General features: G+C 68.4%; 23 protein-coding genes. 8 read left to right on the forward strand and 15 right to left on the reverse strand.

Going from position 1 to position 23,374, the window contains the following annotated elements:
* The first annotated feature begins 516 nt into the window (after positions 1-516).
* From ABZ664_RS23035 to ABZ664_RS23045, 3 genes are all read left to right on the forward strand, one after another.
* Positions 517-1,794 (forward strand): extracellular solute-binding protein, encoded by a 1,278-nt coding sequence (locus tag ABZ664_RS23035; RefSeq protein WP_362513342.1) that lies wholly within the window; start codon positions 517-519, stop codon positions 1,792-1,794.
* A 72-nt stretch (positions 1,795-1,866) separates the two neighbouring features.
* Complete coding sequence (locus ABZ664_RS23040; RefSeq protein ID WP_362513345.1) at positions 1,867-2,823, forward strand: sugar ABC transporter permease; 957 nt, start codon at positions 1,867-1,869, stop codon at positions 2,821-2,823.
* A gap of 10 nt (positions 2,824-2,833) precedes the next feature.
* Complete coding sequence (locus ABZ664_RS23045; protein WP_362513348.1) at positions 2,834-3,676, forward strand: carbohydrate ABC transporter permease; 843 nt, start codon at positions 2,834-2,836, stop codon at positions 3,674-3,676.
* Positions 3,677-3,786: 110 nt separating this feature from the next.
* Here ABZ664_RS23045 and ABZ664_RS23050 read toward each other — a convergent pair whose 3' ends face one another.
* Positions 3,787-4,215 (reverse strand): hypothetical protein, encoded by a 429-nt coding sequence (locus ABZ664_RS23050; protein ID WP_362513351.1) that lies wholly within the window; start codon positions 4,213-4,215, stop codon positions 3,787-3,789.
* Between the two features lie 428 nt (positions 4,216-4,643).
* The gene (locus ABZ664_RS23055; RefSeq protein ID WP_362513354.1) at positions 4,644-5,375 is read right to left on the reverse strand and encodes a LysR family substrate-binding domain-containing protein; all 732 of its coding nucleotides are present in this window, start codon (positions 5,373-5,375) and stop codon (positions 4,644-4,646) included.
* A gap of 55 nt (positions 5,376-5,430) precedes the next feature.
* Here ABZ664_RS23055 and ABZ664_RS23060 point away from each other — a divergent pair, with 55 nt between their 5' ends.
* Positions 5,431-5,808, forward strand: a complete 378-nt coding sequence (locus ABZ664_RS23060; RefSeq protein ID WP_362513358.1) for a DUF5997 family protein — start codon at positions 5,431-5,433, stop codon at positions 5,806-5,808.
* A gap of 438 nt (positions 5,809-6,246) precedes the next feature.
* On the opposite strand, the gene ABZ664_RS23065 is transcribed toward ABZ664_RS23060, so the two are convergent.
* Positions 6,247-7,926, reverse strand: a complete 1,680-nt coding sequence (locus ABZ664_RS23065) for a cellulose binding domain-containing protein (RefSeq protein WP_362513361.1) — start codon at positions 7,924-7,926, stop codon at positions 6,247-6,249.
* A 550-nt stretch (positions 7,927-8,476) separates the two neighbouring features.
* Between ABZ664_RS23065 and ABZ664_RS23070 the strand changes: the two genes are divergently transcribed.
* Positions 8,477-9,730, forward strand: a complete 1,254-nt coding sequence (locus ABZ664_RS23070; protein WP_362513364.1) for an MFS transporter — start codon at positions 8,477-8,479, stop codon at positions 9,728-9,730.
* A 58-nt stretch (positions 9,731-9,788) separates the two neighbouring features.
* Here ABZ664_RS23070 and ABZ664_RS23075 read toward each other — a convergent pair whose 3' ends face one another.
* The 5 genes from ABZ664_RS23075 to ABZ664_RS23095 all read right to left on the reverse strand — a co-directional run bounded on the left by ABZ664_RS23075 (position 9,789) and on the right by ABZ664_RS23095 (position 13,339).
* Positions 9,789-10,757: an NAD(P)-dependent alcohol dehydrogenase gene (locus tag ABZ664_RS23075; protein WP_362513367.1), complete on the reverse strand. Its 969-nt coding sequence runs from the start codon at positions 10,755-10,757 to the stop codon at positions 9,789-9,791.
* Positions 10,758-10,786: 29 nt separating this feature from the next.
* Positions 10,787-11,056, reverse strand: coding sequence for a hypothetical protein (locus tag ABZ664_RS23080; protein WP_362513370.1), 270 nt, complete (start codon positions 11,054-11,056; stop codon positions 10,787-10,789).
* A complete protein-coding gene (locus ABZ664_RS23085) occupies positions 11,057-11,407 on the reverse strand; it encodes a winged helix-turn-helix domain-containing protein (RefSeq protein ID WP_362513373.1) in 351 nt (116 codons plus the stop codon).
* A 305-nt stretch (positions 11,408-11,712) separates the two neighbouring features.
* The gene (locus ABZ664_RS23090; protein ID WP_362513376.1) at positions 11,713-12,210 is read right to left on the reverse strand and encodes a DUF1203 domain-containing protein; all 498 of its coding nucleotides are present in this window, start codon (positions 12,208-12,210) and stop codon (positions 11,713-11,715) included.
* A gap of 169 nt (positions 12,211-12,379) precedes the next feature.
* On the reverse strand, positions 12,380-13,339 hold the full coding sequence (locus ABZ664_RS23095; RefSeq protein WP_362513378.1) for a superoxide dismutase: 960 nt from the start codon (positions 13,337-13,339) through the stop codon (positions 12,380-12,382).
* 112 nt (positions 13,340-13,451) lie between these two features.
* Between ABZ664_RS23095 and ABZ664_RS23100 the strand changes: the two genes are divergently transcribed.
* A complete protein-coding gene (locus ABZ664_RS23100) occupies positions 13,452-14,303 on the forward strand; it encodes a DUF72 domain-containing protein (protein WP_362513381.1) in 852 nt (283 codons plus the stop codon).
* Here the strand turns inward: ABZ664_RS23100 and ABZ664_RS23105 are convergent.
* On the reverse strand, positions 14,290-15,735 hold the full coding sequence (locus tag ABZ664_RS23105) for an MFS transporter (RefSeq protein WP_362513384.1): 1,446 nt from the start codon (positions 15,733-15,735) through the stop codon (positions 14,290-14,292). The genes ABZ664_RS23100 and ABZ664_RS23105 overlap by 14 nt on opposite strands.
* 74 nt (positions 15,736-15,809) lie before the next feature.
* On the reverse strand, positions 15,810-16,298 hold the full coding sequence (locus tag ABZ664_RS23110; RefSeq protein ID WP_362513387.1) for a MarR family winged helix-turn-helix transcriptional regulator: 489 nt from the start codon (positions 16,296-16,298) through the stop codon (positions 15,810-15,812).
* A 249-nt stretch (positions 16,299-16,547) separates the two neighbouring features.
* Here ABZ664_RS23110 and ABZ664_RS23115 point away from each other — a divergent pair, with 249 nt between their 5' ends.
* Positions 16,548-17,513 carry a serine hydrolase domain-containing protein gene (locus tag ABZ664_RS23115; RefSeq protein ID WP_362513390.1) on the forward strand — a complete coding sequence of 322 codons (966 nt, stop codon included), beginning with the start codon at positions 16,548-16,550 and terminating at the stop codon, positions 17,511-17,513.
* Between the two features lie 171 nt (positions 17,514-17,684).
* Here ABZ664_RS23115 and ABZ664_RS23120 read toward each other — a convergent pair whose 3' ends face one another.
* The 5 genes from ABZ664_RS23120 to ABZ664_RS23140 form a co-directional block, all read right to left on the reverse strand.
* On the reverse strand, positions 17,685-17,930 hold the full coding sequence (locus ABZ664_RS23120; RefSeq protein ID WP_350941987.1) for a hypothetical protein: 246 nt from the start codon (positions 17,928-17,930) through the stop codon (positions 17,685-17,687).
* Between the two features lie 254 nt (positions 17,931-18,184).
* A complete protein-coding gene (locus ABZ664_RS23125; protein ID WP_362513395.1) occupies positions 18,185-19,078 on the reverse strand; it encodes a L,D-transpeptidase family protein in 894 nt (297 codons plus the stop codon).
* Positions 19,079-19,609: 531 nt separating this feature from the next.
* The gene (locus ABZ664_RS23130; RefSeq protein ID WP_362513397.1) at positions 19,610-20,029 is read right to left on the reverse strand and encodes a Rieske (2Fe-2S) protein; all 420 of its coding nucleotides are present in this window, start codon (positions 20,027-20,029) and stop codon (positions 19,610-19,612) included.
* Between the two features lie 50 nt (positions 20,030-20,079).
* Entirely contained in the window at positions 20,080-21,729 is a 1,650-nt protein-coding gene (locus ABZ664_RS23135) for an ATP-binding protein (protein ID WP_362513400.1), read from the reverse strand.
* Between the two features lies 1 nt (position 21,730).
* Entirely contained in the window at positions 21,731-22,399 is a 669-nt protein-coding gene (locus ABZ664_RS23140) for a response regulator transcription factor (RefSeq protein WP_362513403.1), read from the reverse strand.
* A gap of 208 nt (positions 22,400-22,607) precedes the next feature.
* Here ABZ664_RS23140 and ABZ664_RS23145 point away from each other — a divergent pair, with 208 nt between their 5' ends.
* Positions 22,608-23,144: a hypothetical protein gene (locus ABZ664_RS23145; RefSeq protein ID WP_362513407.1), complete on the forward strand. Its 537-nt coding sequence runs from the start codon at positions 22,608-22,610 to the stop codon at positions 23,142-23,144.
* Positions 23,145-23,374: the final 230 nt, after the last annotated feature.

Below are 23,374 nucleotides of genomic sequence, written 5' to 3' on the forward strand. Positions count from 1 at the left end.
GAAGCCGGGCTTGCAGATGATGATCAGATCCGAGCACCAGAAGCACCGACCATTGAAGCATTCGCCCGCTCCCTGCCGGCGATGCATGATCCCGGAGATGGCCCCGAGGGTGCAGGATCTCTCCTTCGGTTCCGGTGATCTTCCTGGCGGGCCACTTCCGTCGTCTCGGTGGAGGGGCACGGTGTACTTCCGAAACATAAAACTGGCAGTCCGATTGTTTCAGACACATTGCCGTAAGAATATTGACGCTCAGGTCAGCGGAGCCCTAATGTCCTGGATCAATGATCGGTATGACATTCCGAAAGTTTCATGTTCAAGAGCGATGTCAGAAGGCTTCGCAGGTGAAGCAGCAGGTCGGCATGGCGGTGCCGAACCTGTTCGGCGTTCGCGATCCGGAGCCTGAAGCGGCACGGCACCGTCCTACGCGCGGAGGAGGTGCCCGGCGAGCGCGGCGCATCCTCGCGTTGCCGGGCCGCACATCGCATCCCTGACCACAGCAAGCGAAAAGAGGTCGCCGTGAAGTTCCGCAACGTCTCAGCGGTCGTGTTGGCCGCTACCGCGGCCCTCAGCATGGCAGCGTGCTCAGGCTCGTCGTCCGGGACTCCCTCCGGCGAATCGGACGGCTCGTCGTTCGAGTTCTGGTCGTTCACCGGGATCAACCAGAAGGCGTCCGTCACCGAGTACCAGAAGCAGAAGCCGAACGTGCAGGTGAAGCTGACCGAGGTGGGGAACGCGCAGGAGACGGCGCAGGCGCTCACCACCGCGCTCGCCGGCGGCAAGGTGCCCGACCTGGTGCTGATCCAGGGCGACGACCTGCCCAAGTTCGTCCAGCAACCGCAGAACTTCATCGACCTGCGCACACTGGGTGCCGACAAGGTCAAGGGTGACTATCTGGACTGGGTGATCAGCCAGCCCACGGCCAAGGACGGCTCGATCATCGGCATCCCGACCGACGTCGGCGGCATGGCCATCGCCTACCGGACCGATCTGTTCAAGGACGCCGGGCTGCCGACGGACCGTGAGGAGGTGGGCAAGCTCTGGCCCACCTGGGACGCCTTCATCGAGACCGGCAAGAAGTACAAGGCGGCCACCGGCAAGGCGTTCATCGACAACGCGGGCGGGAGCGTCTACTCGCAGGTGGTCAACCAGGGTCAGGAGAAGTACTACGACCCCGCGGGCAACCTGGTGTACGAAAAGAGCCCTCAGGTCAGGGCCGCCTTCGACCAGGCGCTCAAGGCGGTGGCCGCCGGGATCACCGCCAAGCAGAGCTCGTTCACCGAGGGGTGGAGCGCCGCGATGAAGCGGGGGGACTTCGCCGTCGCCGCCGCACCGGTCTGGTTCCTCGGCCAGATCCGCGACAACGCCCCGGACACCAAGGGCAAGTGGGACATCGCCACGATCCCCGGCGGCTCGGGCAACTGGGGCGGCAGTTTCCTCGCGATCCCCAAGAACGCCAAGAACCCGAAGGCCGCCTGGGACTACATCGCGACCACACAGTCGCCGCAGGGCCAGCTCGACCACTTCGCCGAGGCCAGGTCGCTGCCCGCGACCCCGTCGGTCTACCAGGACCCGAAGCTCACCTCCGCCAAGGACGAGTTCTTCTCCGGCGCACCGATCGGCAAGATCTACACCGATTCGCTGCTCGGCCTCAAGCCGTTCCTCATCGGGCCGGACAGCACCACGATCGGCACGGAGTTCACGAACGCCATCACCAACGTCGAGCAGGGCAAGGGTGATCCCGCGAAGGCGTGGGACGCGGCGGTGACCAACATCAAGACCGCGATCGGTGGCTAGGACCCTTCACGAACGCCGCCGGCGTGGGCCGTTCCGACGGGCCCGCGCCGGCGGTGGGGAAGCGAGCAGACCGTGACGACGAGCATCAGCCCCACCAAGGCGGGCCTGCCCCCGGCCCCGCCGGTGGAGGCGGCGCGGCGCGGTTTCGCCGAGATCGTTGCCCCCTACGCCTACATCACCCCGTTCTTCGTGCTTTTCGCGGTGTTCGGCCTCATCCCGCTGCTGTTCACCTTCTACGTGGCGCTGTTCGACTGGAACCCGATCGGCGAGCAGGTGTTCGTCGGCCTGGACAACTTCGACCGGCTGCTCGGGGACGTGCGGTTCTGGAACGCGGCGCGCAACACCGTGAGCATCTGGCTGCTGTCCACCGTGCCGCAGTTGCTGGTCGCGCTGCTGCTCGCGCACCTGCTCAACCACGCACGGCTGCGCTTCGCCGTGTTCTTCCGCATGACGATGCTCGTGCCGTACATCACCTCGGTGGCCGCCACCGCCATCGTGTTCGTCCAGATGTTCGACCGCGACTACGGATTGCTGAACTGGCTGCTCGGCCTGGTGGGCGTCGAGCACATCGACTTCACCCAGTCGGTGGCGGGCAGCCATGTGATGATCGCCGTCATGGTGGCCTGGCGGTGGTTCGGTTACACGACGCTGCTCTACCTGGCCTCCCTGCAGGCCGTTCCCCGAGAGATCTACGAGGCGGCCGCCGTCGACGGAGCCGGAGGCGTGCGGCAGTTCCTGCACATCTCCCTTCCCGCCCTGCGGCCGGTCATCGTGTTCACGATCGTGACCTCGACGATCGGCGGGCTGCAGATCTTCACCGAGCCCCTGCTCGTGAACCGCGGCGCGGCCACTACCTGCGGGCCGATCCGTCAGTGCCAGACGCTCACTCTCTTCCTGTTCGAGCAGGGGTTCACCCAGTTCAAGTTCGGTTACGCCGCGTCGGTCGGCGTGGCGTTGTTCGTGATGGTCGTCGTGCTCGCCGGCCTCAACTACTTCCTGTCCACCCGGATCCGCCCGGTCAAGGGCTGAGGGGGCGATCGTGAGCACGACGAGACCACGCTCCGGCGATCGTGTCCGATGGTGGACCTACGCGCTGCTCGCGCTCGCCGTCTTCTTCTGCCTGTTCCCGCTGTACTGGATGTTCATCGTCGCCACCACCGACACCGCGACGGCGACGAATCTGCCGCCCGAGATCGTGCCGGGCGACAACTTCTTCCACCTCGCCGGCCTGGTGTTCTCGACCGTGCCGTTCGTCCGGTCGATCGGCAACAGCCTGGTCGTGGCCGGGACGATCGGCGTGGGCCAGGCGGTGCTGTGCGCGCTGGCGGGCTTCGCGTTCGCCAAACTGCGCTTCCGCGGCCGCAACACGCTGTTCCTGGTCGTCGTTCTGACGATGACCGTGCCGACCCAGCTCGCCATCGTCCCCCAATACATGATCATCTCATCGCTGGGCTGGGTGGACACGCTCCAGGCGCTGATCGTCCCCGGCCTGGCCAACGCCTTCGGCATCTTCTGGATGCGTCAGCACATATCGTCCGCCATCAGCGACGAGATCCTTCAGGCGGCCCGTATCGACGGGGCGTCGACCTGGCAGATCTTCTGGCGTGTCGCGTTCCCGCTGGTGCGTCCCGCCGCCTTCGTGCTCGGCCTGCTGGGCTTCGTCACCGCGTGGAACGACTTCCTGTGGCCGTTCGTGGTGCTGAAGTCGCCGGAGATGTACACCGTTCAGATCGCGATCAAGGCGCTGCAGAACAGTTTCAGCATCGACCTCGGGCTCGCCATGTCCGGCTCCTTCCTCGCCACCCTCCCGCTGCTCGTCCTGTTCGTCTTCGTCGGACGGCGCATGGTGGCCGGGATCATGAACGGCGCCTTCAAGGGCTGAGGCCGCCGCTCACCGGGCCCCGGCTCCATTCCACCTCAAAGGCTTCCGGACCGCTTGAGAGTGGAAGGGGCCGGCCACCTCGCTGAGTGAGGTGGCCGGCCCCTTCCACGTCAGGAGAGGGTCATCTTCTCGTGCCAGGTGTAGTAGAGGTAGGTGCTGCCGGGGCCGGTCAACGTGCCGTAGACCTGCCAGAAGCTGTTGGGAGCGAGCGTGTAGCGGAAGATCTTGTCCCCGGGCCGGTCGTCCACGAACGAAGTCTGTGTCCCGTTGTTCCAGATCCGTACCTCGATGGTGAATGTCGAGGTGTCCGGGATGTCAAGGCAGATATCGAACGCGTACGTCAACGAGCCGCCGATGTTGTAGCTGCGGCCGTCTATCGCCCCCCTCTCGAGGTTGGTGGGCATGTAGCTGTTCAGGACCCGGGTGTACTCGCCCGTGGAGCAGTCGACTGCGGAGGTGGCCGCGGACGCGGGGCTGACGCCGGTGAGCGTGGCGCCAAGTGCGACGGTGGCGACGAGAATGGAGATGATGCGCTTCATGCCTCTCCTCATCCGTGCAGTGCCCCTCCAACCAATTAGTTGAAGGCTGAACTGATTCTGACTTGATTGGCGTATTCGGACAAGCCCGGGCAAGAATTCGTGCTGTTCCGAGTCAGATGGGTGACGTTCGGCCCTTCATCGATGAACCTGGCCTGCGTGTTCTCGTGAAAGCGCGGTTCGCGAGGGTGCGGCATCACCTCGCACAGGCACGCGAGGTCGAGTCTCGACCACCTCTGGAGCAGGGCGAGGAGCCCGCTACGTCGCGACGGACTCCCGTTGGTAAGTGGGAATTCAGGGGGTGGAATCTCCGCGGATCCACGGTGACACCACGAGTGCCGGGAGTGCGATGAGCATTGACCTACTGCCTCAGCCTGACAGCTTCGGTGTTCACGCCGTTATCAGGGGTGATCGGCGCATCTGCCCGCAGGTCACCGAGGTCGGTGCCCCTTCTTTTTGCGGCCGGTCGGCACGGCCCGGCGACCGGAGCCGTTCTGCGCGGGTTTCTGTACCTGCTGCTTCGCCGGTTTCTTCGCGGGGGAGGCGGGGGCAGTACGGCCCCGCGAGCTGTTCACCGTCCGGCCGCGGACGATGCCGATGAAATCCTCCACCAGGTCGGTCGTCGCGTCCGTGGGCCAGACCAGCGCGACCTGAGACTGCGGCGCGTCCGGCACCGGCCGGTAGGTGAGATCCCTGCGGTGGTGGAGGCGTGCCAGCGACAGCGGAACCAGGAGAATTCCGGCGCCGGCCGCTACAAGCTCGACCGCGTCCGCCGTTGTGGCCGGGCGGGTGAACGCGGACAGCCCGGGCCGGACCGTCCACTCGACGGTGTCGTCCAGAGGGTGGAACACCTCGTCGTCGTCAAGGTCGGCGACGGTCACCTCGTCGGCGGCGGTCAGCACGTGGTCCTTGGGCACCACGACCACAGTGGTCTCCGTGTAGAGAGGGATCACGCTGAGCCCGTCCCGGTCGACCGGCAGTCTGGCGAATCCGGCGTCGGCACCGCCGTTCCGCAGGAGTCCCACCATCTCGGCGGCGGGAACCGCGACCAGGGTGATCGGCACCTCGGGCATTCGCTCGATCCAGACGTTGACCCATTTCGCGGGTGTCACCCCGGGCACGTACGCCAGTCGAAACGTCCTGCCGGTCTCTCCATCAGTCACTTCCCCAGGGTAGCGATGTCAGGGGAACCTGTTCCGGCTGACTATTCTTGACGCCATGACCTCGCCCAAATCGAAGACCACCCAGACGATGAAGCCCGCGACCGCGGCCAAGAAGCTGGGTGTCCCTCTCTTGGCCACCCCGGCCGAGTTCCAGGCGGGTGTCATCTCCAGGGACGAGCTGAACGAGTTGCAGGCGACGCCGCCCGCCTGGCTCGCCGACCTGCGCCGCAACGGCCCGCACACCAAGCAGGTCATGGCCGCGAAGCTCAGGATCTCCATCGCCGGCCTGCTCAGGGGCGGGATCACCGAACCGCTCACCACCGCTGAGATCGACGCGCTGAAGGCGGAGAACCCGGCGTGGCTGGAGCGCGAGCAGTCCCTCCAGGCCGAGGTCCGCAAGGAAGCACTCCGCCTCAAGCAGCGCGACAGCTGAGATCCCGCACGTTTCCGAGCCCGGACGCGTTTCCAGGCTGCCGCCGTCGCCTCGCCGAGCGACTATCCGGGTGAACTGTACTCCGGCTACTGCCGGACCGGCGGTGGAGGTTACGCGAGTTCGGAGTCCGCGTCCGGTTCAGGGGGGTCGTCGTCCATCCGGAGCAGTGCCAAGACCCGTCTGTCGATCGGCCTCGCGGCTGATCGGTAGACGGTGATCGGCGCACGCCGGTCGGCGGCGCTCGGCGAACGGCTTCGCGGAGAGTCTCCGCCGTACGGCGTTCAGTGAGGCGAGCATGGCGTCGTCCGTCGTCCGTCGTCCGTGGTCTCGGCGTGGCCGCCTGCGAGATGGCGCTTCACGAGCTGCGGCCCCTCCGGTGTCGGAGGGGCCGCACTCGTCCTGTCCCCGATCGAGCCTCGGGGGGCGGGCCGTCGTCGGTCAGACCACGGTGCAGGCGACGCCGTTGAGGGTGAAGGCGGTCGGCTCGGCCGTGTTGCCGGTGTGGTTGGCCTGGAAGCCGATGTCGATGGTGGCTCCGGGGGCGAGCGTGGCGTTGTGGCCGACGTTGACGGCGCTCACCTGGCCGCTGGAGGGCGAGTAGGTGGCGTTCCAGCCCGAGGTGATGGACTGGCCGGAGGGCAGGGTGAAGACCAGCGTCCAGCCGTTGATCGTCGTGGTCCCGGTGTTGGTGATGCTGATGTTGGCGGTGAAGCCGTTGTTCCAGGAGTTCATCGTGTAGGCGACCCGAGGTCCCGTTCCGCCACCGGGAGTGGGGCTGGCGGTGGGGGTAGGCGTGGGGGTGGGGTTGGGGTCGTTGTTCACGCCAATCACGAAGGTCATCATGCTTCTGGCGGGAAGCGTGACGGTGAGGGAGCCGTTCGACATGGTGGTCGTTCCCTGGGGCGCGACGGTCCTGCTCGCGTCGGTGAGCCAGGACGAGACGCTGGACGATCCGGTGGCGTTCGACACGGTGAACTGCTGACTCACCGCGGAGGTGTTCTTGTTGACGACGACGATGACCGTGGAGTTACCGCCCCGGTACGCCGAGACGTAGACGTTCGACGCCGGGTTCGCGGTCGCGTCGACCCGCACGTATCCGGGGCGGACGAACCTGGCGAAGTGCGCCATCATGGCGCCGCGCTTGCTGATCTGGCCGTCCTCCCGCATGGGGCCGTAGCTGCGCCGGATGTACCACCAGATGTACGCCTGGAACTCGGCGTCCACCATGGCGCGGTGGATGTGCTCCCCGACGTCGAGCGCCTGGGGCCAGAGGTCCGCGGAGTCGCTGCTGTTGGGGTGGTAGACCTCGGTCATCCAGAGTTCTTTGCCCGCGCCCTTCTGCTTGAAGAGGGGGTAGGGGAAATTGGAGAACTGCGTGCCGTAGAGGTGGGCGCCGAGGATGTCCATGTTGGCGAGTGCGGTGGAGTCGTTGAGGATCGGGTCCGAGATGTTCTTCAGATACTGGAAGGACTCGGGCGCGATCACCTTGGTGTTGATCGAGCCGGCGTTCTCCCGCATGAATTTGAGCATCTCCGCGGGGGTCCACCACGTCCAGTCATGCGCGTAGTCGGGCTCGTTCTGCACTGATATGGCGTACAGGTTCACGCCGTTGTTGCGCATGTGCGTGTTGAAGTCGTTCAGGTGCTGGGCGTAGGCCGCGTACATGTTGGACCTGAGGCGTTTCGCGTTGGTCTGGCTGCCGCGGACGAAGGTCTCGATCATGTTGGCTGGGGGATTCCACGGTGACGCGATGACGGAGGCGCCGAGTTCGATGGCGCGCTTCGCCGTCGCCACGTCACGGCTCCAGTCCGCCTGGTTCTCGGGGACGGGGATTCTCAGCACGGAGAACCCGAGCCGGCCCTCGCCGGTGCCGAACGCCGTTTCCCGCTGGGCGGCCGTGAGGTCGCCGATCCAGGCCGCGAAGGCCATGCCGCCGAAGCCGCGGATCGTCTGCCGCTGCGCCGACGGGTTGATGACCGCCGTCGCGGCCGTGGCCTCCGTGGCCGCGACGACGGAGGCCGCGCCGAGGACCGGCAGGGCTCCCAGCGTCGTCAGGACGGCTCTCCGGCTCAGCGGGCTTCGCTCACCGTTCTCCGGCTCGTTCTGATCCTGTGCCATGTCTCCTCCTCGTGGCTGTGGATGCCGATCCGCGCCTTCTCGGTCTTGTCGGCCCGGTCGGCGCCGGTCTTCGGCGTCGCCGCCGGGATGGACCTTGACCGTTTCGACGGTGATCGGCTCCCGCGATTGTTAGCGTTAACATTTCCTCGCGTGGACCGGCATGCGAGTGCGACGGGAATGCGGATCGCTCACGTGGTCGCGCGGAGGGGTGATACTCCGGCGGAGTCTGACCCGGCCCTCGGCGAGGGGCAAGCGCGACACAGGCCGGGTAACAGTGAACTGTAGAAATGCCTCGCCGGTCATGAAAATTTCAGGTTAAAAAATCTGCGGCCTCGCGTCTGTTCCGCTGTCGAAGATCGCCATATGCTGAGCCCCTCAGGTAAAGCGGATGGCAAGACTCCCCCCAAAAGTGCTTTCCTGGGTGATCACCCGAGTGGCGAAGCCCCCGGGAGAGGTCGGACGACGGTGGATCGCCGTGGACCCGCACCTCCACCGGACGGTTCGGAAACCATCCGCATCAAACGACCGTGCTGGAGAGCATGTGCCCGTCTTGAGCAGCCCTTGGCGGGCGCCGGTCGTCCTGGCGTACGCGACCTTCGTACTGGCCGGGTTGAACGCCGGTGTGGGCGGAGTGCTGCTGCCCACGCTGATCGGTGACTACGGCGTCGACATGACGACGATCGGCATCACCTTCTTCGTCTCCTCCGCCGGGTTCATGTTCGCCGGATCCACCACGGGCCCGCTGCTCGAGCGCCTCGGTACGCGCCTCTCCCTCGCGGTCGCCGGTGGCCTGTACGTGCTGGCCACGCTGTACATGGCGAGCCGTCCCCCGTTCGCGGCCTTCGTGGCGGTGCAACTGGTGGTCGGTTACGGCACCGGCGTGCTGGAGTCGGTGCTCAACGCCTATCTCGCGGAGCTGCCCTCGGCCACGACGCTGCTCAACCGCCTGCACGCGTTCTTCGGTGTCGGCGCGCTGCTCGGTCCGTTGCTGGCCGCCTGGACGCTGACCTTCCTGCCGTGGACCGCCGTGTGGCTGGTGCTGGCGTTGGCGTGCCTGCCGCTGCTGGCCGGTTTCCTGATCGCCTATCCCAGGCGTACCCCCGACGCCTCCGTGAAGCCCGGCGCCCCGGCCTCTGAGCTCCCCGCGAAGGAGGGGACCCCGTATCCGGATGTCCCGGTGCCCCCGGCGGGCCCCATGGGTTCCGAGCCGGAGCGGGGCGGCCTGCTCACCTCCGTCCTGCGCTCGCCCGCGGTGGTGCTGGCCTCGGTGTTCCTCGCCGTGTACGTCGGCCTGGAGATCAGCGTGGGCAACTGGGGGTTCACCTTCCTGGTGGAGGAGCACGCGCAGACCGGCCTCACCGCCGGCTACATCTCCAGCGGTTACTGGCTCGGGCTGACCCTGGGGCGGTTCCTGATCAGTCCGGTCGCCACCAGGATGGGGCTGACCGCGGTCGGCATGACCTACGCCTGCCTGGTCGGTGTGACGGCGAGCACGGTGCTCACCTGGGTGGCGCCGGGAGTGGTCGTGGCGACCGCAGGTTTCCTCCTGCTCGGCTTCTTCCTCGGGCCCATCTTCCCGACGGCGATGGCGGTGGTGCCCACCCTGACCACGGCCCGGCTGGTGCCGACGGCCATCGGCATCATGAACGGGGTGTCGGTCATCGGCGGCGCGGCGCTTCCCTGGCTGACCGGCGCCATCGGGCAGAGCGTCGGGATCTGGACCCTGATGCCCGCCGTCGTGCTCCTCGCCCTGCTGCAACTCGCCCTCTGGCGGACGATCGTCACCCGGATGAATCCGGCCTGACCCGGTAGCGGACCGAGATCCGCGCGGACGTTCCGGGGGCGAACGGCATCCACCGGCCTCACACGGTGATGACGATCTTCGCTCGTGCGTGCTCCTCGCTGAAGTACCGCATCGCCTCGGGGAGCTCGCTCAGCGGGTAGGTCCTCTCGATCGCCGGGGTGATCCGCCCGGACTCGATCAGCTCCTTGAGATCGGCGAGGTTCTCCCGGCTTCGCGTCGCCATGTACGCGCGCAGGTCCTGCCGTACGAACGGCGCCAGCACCAACGCTCTCATGGTCCGGCCCATCGGACCGAACCACCGCCCGCCTTTCGAACTGGACAGTACGAGGGTCCCTCCGGGGCTCAACGCGCGCCTGCAGTCGGAGAGCGAGTGGTTTCCCGCGAGGTCGAAGATGAGGTCGTAGCGTCGGCCGCTCCTGGAGAAGTCCTCCCGGGTGTAGTCGACGACGTGGTCGGCACCGAGTGAGCGGACCAGCTCCATGTTTCTGGTGCTGCACACCCCGGTCACCTCCGCCCCGAACGACGCGGCGATCTGCACGGCGAAGGTGCCCACGCCGCCCGACGCCCCGTTGATCAGGACCTTCTGCCCGGCCTTTATCTCGCCACGGTCGCGGAGACCCTGCAGCGCGGTGTTTCCCGAGAGGGGGACGGCGGCCGCCTGCTCGAAGGTGAGGTTGGCCGGCTTCGGGCACGCCAGGTCCCCGGGGACGCGGACGTACTCGGCGAAGCCTCCGCCGTTGACCTCGGCGTACACCTCGTCGCCCGGCCGCAGGCGCGTCACGTTCCGGCCGACGGCCTCGACCTCTCCGGCGATGTCGCGGCCGGGGACCTTCTGCTTCGGCCTGGGCAGCCCGAACGCGAGGCGGCCCAGGTACGGCATACCCGTTATGGTCACCAGGTCGCCGTGGGTCACCGACGCCGCGCGAACGCGCACCAGGACCTCGTCGTCTCCCGGCACCGGTTTGTCGATCTCGTCGAGTCGCAGAACGTCGGAGGAGCCGTACCTTTCCCGGATGATCGCCTTCATCGTGTCCTTCTCATGGGTGGGGGGCCTGTTCACTCGACGGTCCGCAGGATCTGCTCGATCGAGGTCGCGCGCGACCGCACGTCGGAGAGCTCGTTCGACATCCGCTGCTGGGCGTCCATGGTGTTCTCGGCGAGTTGCTCGTAGCGGCGTACGAGCTGTCGCAGGTCCTCCTGGACGGCGGCGGATATCTTCAGCTTGCGGAACTCCAGCACGGTCGCGGCGATGCCGATGATCAGGATCAGGGCGAGGAGTGACAGGCCCAGGATCAGGACCGTGCCCGGCCAGGTCGTCGTGTCCATTCAGGACCGCTCCTTGGGTGCGGGACCCTTCTCGGGGTCCGATGGGGTGAGGGTCTGGGCCGCCTCGGCCACGGTCGAGGCGGTGAGGCGCAGGTGGAAGTCCGTGACCTCGTAGTACTTCATGGCCTTGCCGTCCTCCGAGAGCTCAAGGCTGCCGACGACCAGCCCGGCCGCCTCCAGCCGTTGCAGGTGCATGTGCAGGAGGGGGCGGCTGATCCCGATGTCGCGGGCCAGATGGCTCACGTAGTCACGCCCGTCGGCGAGCTTCGCGACGATGCGCAGCCGCAGCGGGTTGGCGAGCGCCGCGAGCACCACGACCAGTTCGTCGCCGGTCGGCACGGCCCCTGTCATGATGCTCCTTCACCTGTAATAATTTTCTTACATGTGAAATATAACTCATGCATCCCGAATCTGACCAGAGCCGATGGTGTCGATGACCGTGAACTCGTACTCGCAGGGCCGCCGGCGACGGCGGTACACATACGGCGCGGAGGGTCTCGTCGATCTGGGCGATGATCGACGAGACCTTCCGCGCCGTTGGGGTCACCGGGGAAGAATTCGGTGAAGATCTCCGACGCCGTCATCACATGACGGCGTCGTCCGAGGCAGGCGGCGAAGAATTCGCCGCCTGCGGTCAGGCGAGGTACATCTCCGGGTCAGGCACGGTGCACCTCGAACATGAAGCAGCCGAACTCCACCGCCCGTACGTGCACCAGCGCCACGACCGGGTCCGCGAACTGCTCCGCCAGGACGGCCTCCGCCGCGGCGGCGTCGAGGCTGAGGTGCCGGTCCACCAGCCGTCCGCCGAGGATGTTGCCGACCGCGTCGTAGGCGCGGAAGACCCGCCGCTCGCCGCACATCTCGACGGGAAAACCCGTCCCGCCGGGTCCCTCGCACGGCGCGGCGTGCACGAACACCGGGCCCAGCTCCTCGTACGGGCCGGGATCGCCCCCGGTCCGTGCCGCCCACCTGCGCAATGGCGCGTACGCGAGCAGGGCGAGCCGCTCGCCCGGCAGGCTGCGACGCAGGCAGCATCGCAGCGGAGAGCCTCCCTCGGTGTCGGTGACCACGCGGGGCGGGCGCCCGGCGTCGTCGCGGACACGCAGCTCGGCGGCGACCTCGGCTTCGATGGCGAGCGTACGAAGAGTACTCATGGATCCATGCTCGGCCGTGCCGAGGTGGCACGCTGGCGGAAATCGGCCGTCGTTGTGGGCTCCGCCGCCGCCCCTTCGCGCGGCCGATTTCTCGGTGCGGCGGACATGCGAGGGCGTGCCCGCAGGGGCGGGCACGCCGATCAGCGGCGGGCGGTCACGAGAAGAACGATCAGTGCCCCTTGACGGCCACCACGTTGTACGGGGTCGTCGGGGTGGGGGTCGTGGTGAAGCGGGCGTTGGGGAGATAGAGGCGGTCGCGGAAGGATGCGACGGTGGTGGGGACGTCGAAGCGTTCGTCGACGAGTTTGCGGACCACCTTCCCGGAGGTGGCGGCGCGGTCCAGGGAGAGGGACGTGAGGAGGTTCAAACGGTTCTGTACGACGTGGAGGGTGCGGCCCTCCAGCAGCAGGCCGTCCCCGCCTGCCAGGGACTCGGTGCCGATGTCCACCAGGGTGGCGACGCCGGTCGAGGGGTTGACGCGGAACAGCCTGCCGGTGTTGGACTGCACGACGAGCAGGCCCCTGCCGTCGGGGGTCTGGGCGATGCCGTTGGCGTTGTTGCCGGTCGTGTAGACGATGTCCCCGCTCAGCGGAACCTTCGCCGCCTGGGCCGGCAGTGCTCCCCCGCGCCCGAACGCCAGCCTGTACAGCACGGGGTTGGCCGAGTCGGTGAAGTACGCCGCGTCGCGGGTGAGCACGACGTCGTTGACGAACGCGGCGCCGGTGGCGAGCCGGTAGCTCGCGAGCACCTTGCCGGTGCGGGTGTCGATCACGCGGGCGTCGCCGCCCGTGCCGCCGGCGACGAACAACCGCCCGCGCGGGTCGACCTTGAGACCGAGCGACGGGGTGCCGGGTCCCGGATTGATGATCCGGCCCTTCCCCGTGCGCAGGTCGGCCCGGTAGATCGCGCCGGTCCCGCGCGAGCCGAAGTACGCGGACGGCCCCGGGCCGATGGCGATCCCTTCCGGCTGGAAACCGTCGGGAAGGGAGAACTCGGTGGGATATGCCGGCTTCGTGGAGGAGGCGGAGGCCGGGGAGGCGCCGATTCCGGATCCGGTCTCGGCCGCGACCGCGGGCAGGGCCGCCACGAGCACGGCCAGGACCCCTGCCGCGATAAATATCGCCTTCATCGGGAAACATCCCATCTGTCGCGAATGCGATGGTCTATCGGGATGCCCGCTCGGATGATGGATCTAACGTACGACGCCCGGTTCACCCCCGTCCTTGGATAGCGTCGAGGTCATGCGGCTTCATGTGGGATGCGCGATGTGGACCCTCAAGTCATGGCAGGGGACTTTCCTGCCCCACCCGCTCCCGCCGGGAGAGCGCCTGCGGGCCTACGCGACCTGGTGCAACGCGGTGGAGGGCAACACGACGTTCTACGCGACACCGGCGAGGAGCACGGTGGAGTCGTGGGCGCGGCAGACCGCGCCCGACTTCCGCCTGGTGGTGAAGCTGCCGAAGTCGATCACGCACGAGAGGCGCCTCACCGGCGTCGACGAGGAGGTCCGGTCGTTCCTGGAGACGATCGAGCCACTCGGGCCGCGAGCCCACGCCCTCTGGATCCAGCTGCCGGGGTCGTTCGCCCCGACCGACGTCGGCACCCTGGCCGCCTTTCTTCACCGGCTCCCTCGTTCGCACAGGTACGCCGTCGAGGTCCGCCACCGCGCGTTCTTCGACGACGCGCGGTCCGCGCGGCTTCTCGAAGGGGTTCTCGCCGGTGTCGGCGCCGAGTGGGTGCCCTTCGACACCACGACGCTCTTCCGGAGCCCCCCGACCAGCGACACCGAACGGGAGGCGTGGTCGAGGAAGCCCCGCATGCCGCTCCGGTCGGTCGCCCTCACCGACCGGCCGATCGTCCGCTACCTCGGCAGGGACGACACCGAGAGCACGGTCGAGGGCTGGCAGCACTGGATCGGCACGGTCACCGGCTGGCTGCGCGAGGGCCGCTCGCCGACCGTGTTCGTTCACACCCCCGACAACGCCGACGCGCTCACGCTCGCCCGTCGTTTCCACGACGACGTACGGGCCCTGCTGCCGGAGGTCGAGCCGCTGCCCGAGCCCATGCCCACCGAGCCGCTCACCCTTTTCTGACCGGCCTGGGCTGCCGCAGCACGACGAGCGCGACGGTGAAGGCGGCGAGGAGCAGGGCGGCGGCGACACCGAAGGCGAGGTGGTAGCCGCCGGTGAGCGCGGAGGCCGCGCTCTCTCCCGCTGAGAGCAGTTCCTCGGTACGCCGGGCGGCCAGCGTGGACAGCACCGCGACGCCGACGGCCATGCCGATCTGCTGGGTGGTGTTGAACAGCCCGGAGGCCAGGCCCGCGTCGTCGGCCCCCGCGCCGGACATGCCGAGCGTGGTGAGTGCCGGGAGCACCAGCCCGCCGCCGGCGATGAGCAGCATCACCGGGAGCAGGTCGGTGACGTAGTTCGCGTTCACCGGTACGCGGGTGAGCCAGCACATCGCGCAGAACAGGAGCACCAGGCCCGCCAGCAGGACGGCGCGTTCACCGAAACGGGTGTTGAGCCGGGCGGAGAGGAACAGGGACACGCCGCCGATCGCCACCGCCGCGGGGAGCATCGCGAGGCCGGTGTCGAGGGCGCCGTAGCCGAGGACCCTCTGCATGTAGAGCGCGACGATGATCTGGAAGGCGAACATGGCCGACAGCGTCAGGATCTGGGCCAGGTTCGCGCCCGACACGTTGCGCGAGCGAAGGATCCGCAGCGGCATCAGCGGGGTTCTCGCGGTCGCCTGGCGGACGAAGAACGCGGCGAGCAGGGCGAGCGAGACCGCGCCGAGGCCAAAGGTGCGGGCCGCGAGCCAGCCGTACTCCTCGATCTTGACCACGGTGTAGAGGCCCAGCATCAGCCCGCCGGTGACCAGTACGGCGCCGAGGACGTCGGCTCCGGCGGCGAGCCCGATCCCGCGCTCGCCCGGCAGCGCCCGGATCGCCAGCGCGATCGTGACCAGCCCGATCGGCAGGTTGATGAAGAAGATCCAGTGCCAGCTGAGCGCGTCGGTGAGGACCCCGCCCAGGACCTGGCCGATCGAGGCCCCGGCGGCGCCGGTGAAGCTGAAGACGCCGATCGCCTTCGCGCGCTCCCCGGGCTCGGTGAACAGCGTCACCAGGATGCCCAGCACGACCGCCGAGGCCATCGCGCTGCCGACACCCTGCAGGAACCGGGCGGTGATCAGCATGCCGGGCCCCGTGGACATTCCGGCCAGCAGCGACGCGGCGGCGAAGACCGTGTTCCCCGCGAGGAACATGGTCTTGCGGCCGACGAGGTCGCCCAGCCGGCCGGCGAGGAGGAGCAGCCCGCCGAAGGCGATGAGGTAGGCGTTGACGGTCCAGCTGAGCCCGGCGGACGAGAAGCCCAGGTCCGCCTGGATGGTCGGCATCGCCACGGTCACGATGCTGCCGTCCAGGATCGTCATCAACATCGTGGCGGACAGCACGGCGAGCGCCGTCCAGCGCGAGGGAGACGTATCGGTGCGGGCGGGGCGTGGGGAAGGTGCGGTACGCGACATGGGGTCGCCTCCTGTTCAGGGGGAACAGGAGAGACCGTAGCAGATGGTTTTGTTATAGACGATCCTCTATGGACCTACTTTGTGCGCTGTCGTGCCCGCCGGACTCCCTGCGGCGCCTCCGCGGGGGTGGCCAGATGTCCCGTCACCAGGCGCTTCATGGCCCGTACGAGCACCTCGCCCTCGTCTCCCGGCAGAGCGCCCAGGGTCGCCCTGTGCACGCCGTCGACGATCTCCTGGCTCTGCCGCGCGACCTGCGCGCCCTTCTCGGTGACCGCGATGATCCGGGCCCGCCGATCCGTGCTCGACGGGCGGCGTTCGGCGAGGCCCGCCTTCTCCAGGGCGTCGACCGTGACCACCATCGTGGTCTTGTCCATGTCGCCGAGCTCGGCGAGCTGGATCTGCGTGCGCTCCTCCTCCAGGGCGTGGACCAGCACGCAGTGCATCCGTGCCGTGAGCCCGATCTCGGCGAGCGCCGCCGCCATCCGGGTCCTCAGGACATGGCCGGCGTGGTCCAGCAGGAAAGAGAGATCCGGCTCGGTACGGGCGGGTGCCATCGCGGTCATGCTCCTTACCATAGCCAACCGGTACCGTTCGGGATTATCCGCAAGCGGACGCACTCGTCAGGGCCCGGCCGACCGCGTTCGATCGGCGAAGTCCCTTCGCGGTCCGCGGCCGGGCAAAGGGGGCCTGCCGGAAACGAGGTGAGAAAGGCACGGTCAGTGGCCGGCGGGCGTGACGGCCGCGGCCTCCGACGCGCACCGTGATCAACGAGAGGTTGATCCTGACACGGTGGCAGGGCGTAGAACGGAACCATGAGCAGCGACACACTCAACGACCGTCTCGCCCTGGCCGTGAAGCAGGGCCGGGTGCCCGACCTCCACGGCGTGGTCGCCGTCCGCCACGGCCAGGTGATCCTTGAGCACTACGGCGAGGGCGAGGACTTCAAGCTGAACGAGCCGCTCGGCCCGGTGCGCTTCACGCCCGACACGCTCCACGACCTCCGCTCGATCACCAAGAGCGTCGTCGGCCTCCTGTACGGCATCGCCCTGGCCGACGGCGAGGTGCCGGAGCCGCGCGAGCCACTGCTCCGGCACTTCCCCGAGTATTCGGACCTTTCACAGGATCCCCGGCGCGCAGCGCTCACGGTCGAGCACGCCCTCACCATGACGCTCGGCCTGGAGTGGGACGAGAGCGTCCCCTACACAAGCGCGGCGAACAGCGAGATCGCGATGGAGTTGTCCCCCGACCGTTTCCGCTACGTCCTGGAGCAGCGGATCGTGGAGGAGCCGGGCAGGAAGTGGTCATACTGCGGAGGCGCCTCCGCGCTGGTGGCGCGGCTCATCGCGAAGGGCACCGGACGGGCGGTGGAGGACTACGCGCGTGCCAGGCTGTTCGAACCGCTGGGCATCACGCGCTTCGAGTGGTCGTCCGGCGAGGACGGGACGGCGATGGCCGCCTCCGGGCTGCGGCTCACCCCCCGCGACCTTCTCGCGATCGGGCGACTCGTGCTCGAAGGGGGCGGCGACGTCGTCCCCTCGTCCTGGCTGAAGACGGCCCTGCACCCGCACGTGCGGATCGACGAGGACCTCCACTACGGCTACCACTGGTATTCGGGCGACACGTGGAAGGGAGGGTCGGGCAACGGCGGCCAGGTGATCTACGTGGCGCCCGCGCTGGACCTGGTCGTCGCCATCACCGGAGGACAGTACGACACGCGCGATCGCTCGATGACCTCGATCGTGCTCGAAGAGGTGATCCTGGAGGGGATCAGGTCATGAAGACGCGCCCGCGGGCGATATCGACTGCCGGACGCCGCCAGGTGATGGGGGAATCGGGGACGTATTGGGGTCCATCGGCTCGCCTGACCACGCCGCCGGGACGGCTCCGTGCGGGCTACCGGAAGGCGCGTCGAATGTAGGCGACAGCGTCCCTCCACGCGGGGAAGTGCGTCAGGGGTTCTTCGCCCGCGGCCGCTGCGTGATCGTGTTCCTGACGATCCACAGGACGCTCTGGTGGATCGCCACCCCGGCGGAGACGTTGAGCACTCCCAGCGCGGCCGCCGTCATGAGTGACCCGTCGAGCCCGATCGCGTCGCCGGCGAGGAGCACCACCGGCCAGAACACGGCGGCGGCGAGGAGGGAGGCGCGCCACCAGCGTCCGAAGACCAGGCCGAACAGGATCATGGTTGGTATCACGATGCACGCCCTTCGGAATGATCTGCCGACATCCTCATCATCACCTCGGGGCGTCGGTTCTAAGCCCTCGAGATCGGCTCGATCGGCGTACAGGCCGGGATTTTCGCGGCGAAACCGGCGCGGGGCGCCCGCACGGCTCGTCACAGGCGTCCGCGCGCAGGTGAATGCGCACCGCCGGACCAGGCCCGCACGGCTTGTCGCAGGCGTCCGCGCCCACGTGGGCGCGATCTCCCGGATCCGGTGCGCCCGTACGGTCACCGATGGCCACCGGCGTCACCTCCCGTCCGGTGGCCGGTGGAGCGCCCTGGACGCGAGGAGTTCTTGTACGAGCGGTGCGGAGCCTCGACAGGTCGTGCCTTCGGGATTCGCGGACGTCGCTCCCCGCGAACCCTCATCGCACGTCCGGCGAGAGCCTCCGGGCGGCGGACGTACACGGGAGTCCCCGGCTGAAGGAACCGATAGAGGTCGAGGGCGTTGTGCAGCGGGACCCGGACGCACCCGTGGGACGCGGGGAAGCGGGGGACGAGGGTGGAACCGTGGATCGCGATGCCGCCGTTGAAGTAGACGGGATAGAACATCGCCCCCAGGATCCCCGTGGACCAGCCGGGGACCCGCACTCCCACCCGATAGTCGCCGACCGGGGTCGAGGCGAACCCGCAGTGGCCCTTCTCGCAGTACGGCCTGCGGGCGCCGGTGGAGATGTGGGTCACCAGCACGGGTTTCCCGTCTCTCCACGCGATGAGGAGCTGGCGCCGCAGATCGATCTCGGCCCTTTCCCGCTCCGCGTACGTCACCAGGGGCCTGATCCGGCGAGGGCGCAGGAGGGCCTGCCAGGTCGGTAGGTCGATTCTGTCGACGGGTTTCAATCCGTTCGCCTTCTGGAATGCCCATACGGTCATCCGCAGAGCGGAGTCGTACAGAGGGCTGAGGTTTCCCGGGAAAAATCCCAGACCCTTGAGTCTTTTCTTCGCGTTGTGCACCTCTATTCCCCTGCTGCCTGTTCTGAGGACCGTGAATTGATCCGGCAGTGGGAGGTGCCGGGAGTCGGGGGTGGGGTCGGCCACGGCGGGCGCGATGCCGAAGGGGAGGGTTGTGGCCAGGGCGAAGACGGTGCCGGTGATCAGGGAACGTCTGACTGTGCCTCGCATGGTGTGACGTCTATCCGCGGTGAGGCGCGATCAACCCTTTGACATTACTTGCCGGAGAGTGAGACTTGTACATCCGCATGCGATTCACGGGTTATCTCGGGCGAGTTTTCCCGGGTAAATATGTATATATTTCCCGGTGGCGTTATGTGGTGATATCGACAAGGTATTTCGGAAAACGTTCACCGGGTACGCGTATGGCGGGCCGCCCGGCCACGAGCGCGGAAGCCGAGTGTCTCCCGTCGCCGCGCGGACACCGGATGACTCTTACCGAGCGAGAGCTCCCACGGCGGCCTCCGGGTCTCCTGTGGCCGTGCGGTCATCGGATATCCCGCCCCCGGAGTGACATCTCCTGTCCCTCGGGAACGGGTGCGATCCGCCGAGACCGTCCTGGCCTCCGGGCGAAGCGTATTGATTCACGTGAAACCTTCGCCGACGTCCGGGGAGGTCATCGGTCCGGTTCGCCCATCCGGCTGCTCCGGCTCCGTTCGGCTCGCTCGCGCGCTCCGGCCGGCCACGCCTGAGGCCGGGCGGTCAGCTCAGCCTGATGATCCCCTTGGAGACCTTGATCTTCCTGCGGGCCAGCGGCTGCTTGGCGGGGCCTCTGGCCACCGAGCCGTCGGCGATCCTGAATTTGCTGCCGTGGCAGGGGCAGTTGATGGTCCCGCCGCGGATGGTGGCGACGGTGCAGCCCTGGTGCGTGCACTTCGCGCTGAAGGCACGGAAGGTGCCCTTCACCGGCTGGGTGACCACCCACGTTCCCTTGATGATCCGGCCGCCGCCGACGGGGATGCCGCTCGTCCTGGCGAGGATGGGACCGGCGGTCTCCTCGGACTCCTGGGTCTCCGAGGACGCCTGGGCGGGGCGTACCCACGTGGCGGCCGACGCGATCACGGCGGCGGCGCCGCCCGCGAGACCTCGGAAGATCATCAGGCGACGGGTTGGGGCGGGCATGGTGGGCCTCCTGGGGAGTGAAGGGCTCCGTGATAGATCACTTGCGTGGTTCATATCACAGGAAAACGGGCCTGTAGCCAGGCTTCGCGATCTTTCCCCGCGACGCGCAGGCTCCCACCGTGCCGTACCGCGATATCCCTCGCGATGGCGAGCCCGAGCCCCGCACCGCCCGCGTCCCTGTCCCTGGCCTCGTCCAGCCGGGTGAAGCGGTCGAAGACCGCCTCGTGGTGCTCGGCGGGAATGCCCGGCCCGTCGTCGCGCACGTCGAGCACCGCCTCGCCGCCGTCCGTGGCCAGCCGGACGGCGACCGTGGAACTCGCGTGGCGTACGGCGTTGTCCACCAGATTGGCCACCAGGCGGCGCAGCTGCCCGGCGGAGCCCATGACCACGGTGTCGGCCGCCACCTCCAGCGTGACCTTGACCTCCGGCCTGGGCCTCGACCTGGTCGCCTCCTCGGCGGTCACCTGGCCGAGATCCACCTCCTCGTGGCAGGCGGGTTCACCGGCGTCCAGGCGGGCGAGCAGGAGGAGATCGGAGGTGAGCGCCTGGATCCGCTCCACGTCGGTCAGCGCCTCGGCCGCGAGCGGCCCCGGCTGGGCCAGCTCCAGGCGGGTCCGCAGGATGGCGAGCGGACTGCGGAGCTCATGGGCCGCGTCGGCGACGAAGCGCTTGTGCCGGCCGACGGCCAGTTCGAGCCGGTCGAGTGTGCTGTTCATGGTCTCGGCGAGGCGGGCGATCTCGTCGCGCGATCTCGGTACGGGGACCCGCCGGTGCAGGTCGTTCGCGGTGATGTCGGCCACCTCGGCGCGGATGGCCGAGACCGGTGCCAGCGCCCGGCCGACGGTGATCCAGGTCAGGACGGCGACCAGCAGAAGCAACGCGGGAATGCCGGGAAGCAGCAGGCCGCGCAGGGACCTCAGGGCGTCCACCGTGGGCTCCATCGATGCCCTGGCCTGCACGAACAACGTGCCGTTCGCGGTGTCCACCGGCATCGTGGCGAGGGCGAAGGAGCCGCCGGACGCCCATGGCGCCGGCTCGGCGAGCTGGAACGCCGGCGCGCCCGCCACACTCCGCAGGGCCACCGCGGGGGGTGACGTCTTGCCCGTCGTGCCCTCGGCGGCCTCCGAGGGTGACGTCTTGCCCGTCGTGCCCTCGGCGGCCTCCGAGGGTGACGCCGTGCCCCTCACGGCCGCCTCCGGAGGCGACGCCTCGTCCGCTGTGCCCTTCGCCGCCGCAGGGGGTGACAGCTCGTCCGCCGTGCCCCTCATGACCGCCTCCGGGGGTGACGCTGTGCTCTTTCCCTTGAACGGTGGGACCGCGACCGCCGAAGTCGGCCGTACGGGGTGCGTGAAAATCTTGATGTCGGGATCGAGAAGGGTCGTTTCCGAATGTCGAAGAACCCCGGCCGCCGTTCCTGTGACGGTCACCACGGTGGCCGACGGAGCGTCGGCCCTCGCCACGGCCGTCGCGGGAACGGCGACCCGCGTGACGTCGATCGTCGGAACGTCGAGCATCACCGTGCCACCGGTGAGGACGTCGGCGGTCGCGACGGCGCGACGGGCGGCCTCGTCGGAGGCGCTGCGCGTGAGGCTCCCCGTCAGCACGCCGACGAGCACCGCCGACGCCACCCCCAGCGCCACCGCGACGATCGCGGTGGCCGCGAGGGTCGCCCGGAGCCGTACGGAAAGACGTGATGTCATCTCAGGCCTCCAACCGGTAGCCGGCGCCGCGCACGGTCACCAGTGACGAGCGGCCGAACGGAGCGTCGATCTTGCGGCGCAGCGCGCTGACGTAGACCTCGATGATGTTCGGGTCGCCGTCGTAGGAGAAGTCCCACGCCTGGGCGAGCAGCTCGCTCTTGGAGACGACCTCCCCCTGCCTGCGCGCCAGGCCGTGCAGGACCGCGAACTCCTTGGGCGTGAGAGAGATCGCCGTGTCGCCCCGGCGGCAGCGGAGCCCCGCCGGATCGATGGTCAGGTCGCCGACCACGATGGACACCGGCCGCGCCCCGCCGCCCCTGCGCACCAGCGCGCGCAGCCGGGCCAGCAGCACCACGTAGGAGAACGGTTTGGACAGGAAGTCGTCCGCGCCCGTGTCCAGGGCCTCGGCCTCGTCGTGCACCCCGTCCTTGGCGGTCAGCATCAGGATCGGCGTCCAGTTCTCCGCGTCGCGGAGCTTGGCGCAGACGGCGTAGCCGTTCATCCGGGGCAGCATGACGTCGAGCACGATCACGTCGTACGGGTTCTCGGTCGCCATCCACAGGCCGTCGCGCCCGTCGTACGCGACGTCGACGGCGAACCCCTCGCCTGCCAGCCCTTCCTTCAGGAGATGAGCCAGGCGTTTCTCGTCCTCAACCAGCAGCACGCGCATGCCGCTCAGACTGCCGTACCGCGCCTAAAGCCAACCTGAAGATGACTTCCGGCGCCTTCAGCCTGGGTTCAGGCAGCGGGCGGGAAGCTGTGGCCTCCGGAACGGCGGGCCGGTCCGCTCGCCGATTCGTTCGTCGATCCGCCTGCCCCATCGATCCGCCCGACCCGTCGATCCGTCCGACATCGATCCGTCTGACAAGGAGAAACACATGCGTATTCGCATGCTCGCCGCCGCCGTGGTGACCGCGGGTGCTCTGATGGCCACGCTGACCGGGGCCGCCAGTGCCGACACACCCACCCCCGTTCCCCTTCCCAAGGATGGTGTCGCGCTGCGCGTCGACTGCGAGGGCGGCGGCCGGATAAGCCTGACGACGCGCACGCTCACCGAGGCCGAGCGTAAGGAACTGGAGAAGGGCGGAGCCGCTCTCGCGGTGCCCGCCGTTCCCGTCCCGCCGCTCGGGGAGACCGGTGAGGTCAGGAAGGCCGAAGCAGGTCGCGTCACGATCACCAAGGACATCAGGAAGGCGAAGCCGGCCGCGGATCCCTCCGCCCTGCCCGAGGACGTCACGGTCATGGCCGTGCCGGCCGTTCCCGCAGGGGCGCAGAGGTCCGGCGAGGCGGCCACACTCTCCACGGCCGTGCCCGTCCCCGACGGGGACGCGGTCACCGAGGTGAGGGTGGCGCAGAAGTTCTCGGAGGGCGACGTGCCCACCGTCACCTGCGTCATGAAGGCCGAGGAGAAGTGATCTCGCGGGGACGCCGCGCAAGCGGAGAGGCGTCCCCGCAAAGACCTGCGAACCGGCCGGGACATCCGTGCGGGAATGGCCCGGCCGGTTCGCAGCCGGCTCGGAGGCGATCCGGGAGGCCTGACCGGTCCGTGGCCACCGGGCCACAGGGTCACCAGGTCACGGAGTAACCGGGCTACAGAGCCACCGGACCACAGAGCCACCGGGGACGACCGCGCGGGATCGCGGGA

This window comes from Streptosporangium sp. NPDC006930 (assembly GCF_040635605.1).
Lineage (GTDB): Bacteria > Actinomycetota > Actinomycetes > Streptosporangiales > Streptosporangiaceae > Streptosporangium.

Coding starts and splice junctions, on each gene's coding strand:
- ABZ664_RS23050 (WP_362513351.1), bottom strand. CDS start 4,215: ATGAAGCGCATCATCTCCATTCTCGTCGCCACCGTCGCACTTGGCGCC.
- ABZ664_RS23060 (WP_362513358.1), top strand. CDS start 5,431: ATGACCTCGCCCAAATCGAAGACCACCCAGACGATGAAGCCCGCGACC.
- ABZ664_RS23065 (WP_362513361.1), bottom strand. CDS start 7,926: ATGGCACAGGATCAGAACGAGCCGGAGAACGGTGAGCGAAGCCCGCTG.
- ABZ664_RS23075 (WP_362513367.1), bottom strand. CDS start 10,757: ATGAAGGCGATCATCCGGGAAAGGTACGGCTCCTCCGACGTTCTGCGA.
- ABZ664_RS23080 (WP_362513370.1), bottom strand. CDS start 11,056: ATGGACACGACGACCTGGCCGGGCACGGTCCTGATCCTGGGCCTGTCA.
- ABZ664_RS23085 (WP_362513373.1), bottom strand. CDS start 11,407: ATGACAGGGGCCGTGCCGACCGGCGACGAACTGGTCGTGGTGCTCGCG.
- ABZ664_RS23090 (WP_362513376.1), bottom strand. CDS start 12,210: ATGAGTACTCTTCGTACGCTCGCCATCGAAGCCGAGGTCGCCGCCGAG.
- ABZ664_RS23095 (WP_362513378.1), bottom strand. CDS start 13,339: ATGAAGGCGATATTTATCGCGGCAGGGGTCCTGGCCGTGCTCGTGGCG.
- ABZ664_RS23100 (WP_362513381.1), top strand. CDS start 13,452: ATGCGGCTTCATGTGGGATGCGCGATGTGGACCCTCAAGTCATGGCAG.
- ABZ664_RS23105 (WP_362513384.1), bottom strand. CDS start 15,735: ATGTCGCGTACCGCACCTTCCCCACGCCCCGCCCGCACCGATACGTCT.
- ABZ664_RS23110 (WP_362513387.1), bottom strand. CDS start 16,298: ATGACCGCGATGGCACCCGCCCGTACCGAGCCGGATCTCTCTTTCCTG.
- ABZ664_RS23115 (WP_362513390.1), top strand. CDS start 16,548: ATGAGCAGCGACACACTCAACGACCGTCTCGCCCTGGCCGTGAAGCAG.
- ABZ664_RS23125 (WP_362513395.1), bottom strand. CDS start 19,078: ATGCGAGGCACAGTCAGACGTTCCCTGATCACCGGCACCGTCTTCGCC.
- ABZ664_RS23130 (WP_362513397.1), bottom strand. CDS start 20,029: ATGCCCGCCCCAACCCGTCGCCTGATGATCTTCCGAGGTCTCGCGGGC.
- ABZ664_RS23135 (WP_362513400.1), bottom strand. CDS start 21,729: ATGACATCACGTCTTTCCGTACGGCTCCGGGCGACCCTCGCGGCCACC.
- ABZ664_RS23140 (WP_362513403.1), bottom strand. CDS start 22,399: ATGCGCGTGCTGCTGGTTGAGGACGAGAAACGCCTGGCTCATCTCCTG.
- ABZ664_RS23145 (WP_362513407.1), top strand. CDS start 22,608: ATGCGTATTCGCATGCTCGCCGCCGCCGTGGTGACCGCGGGTGCTCTG.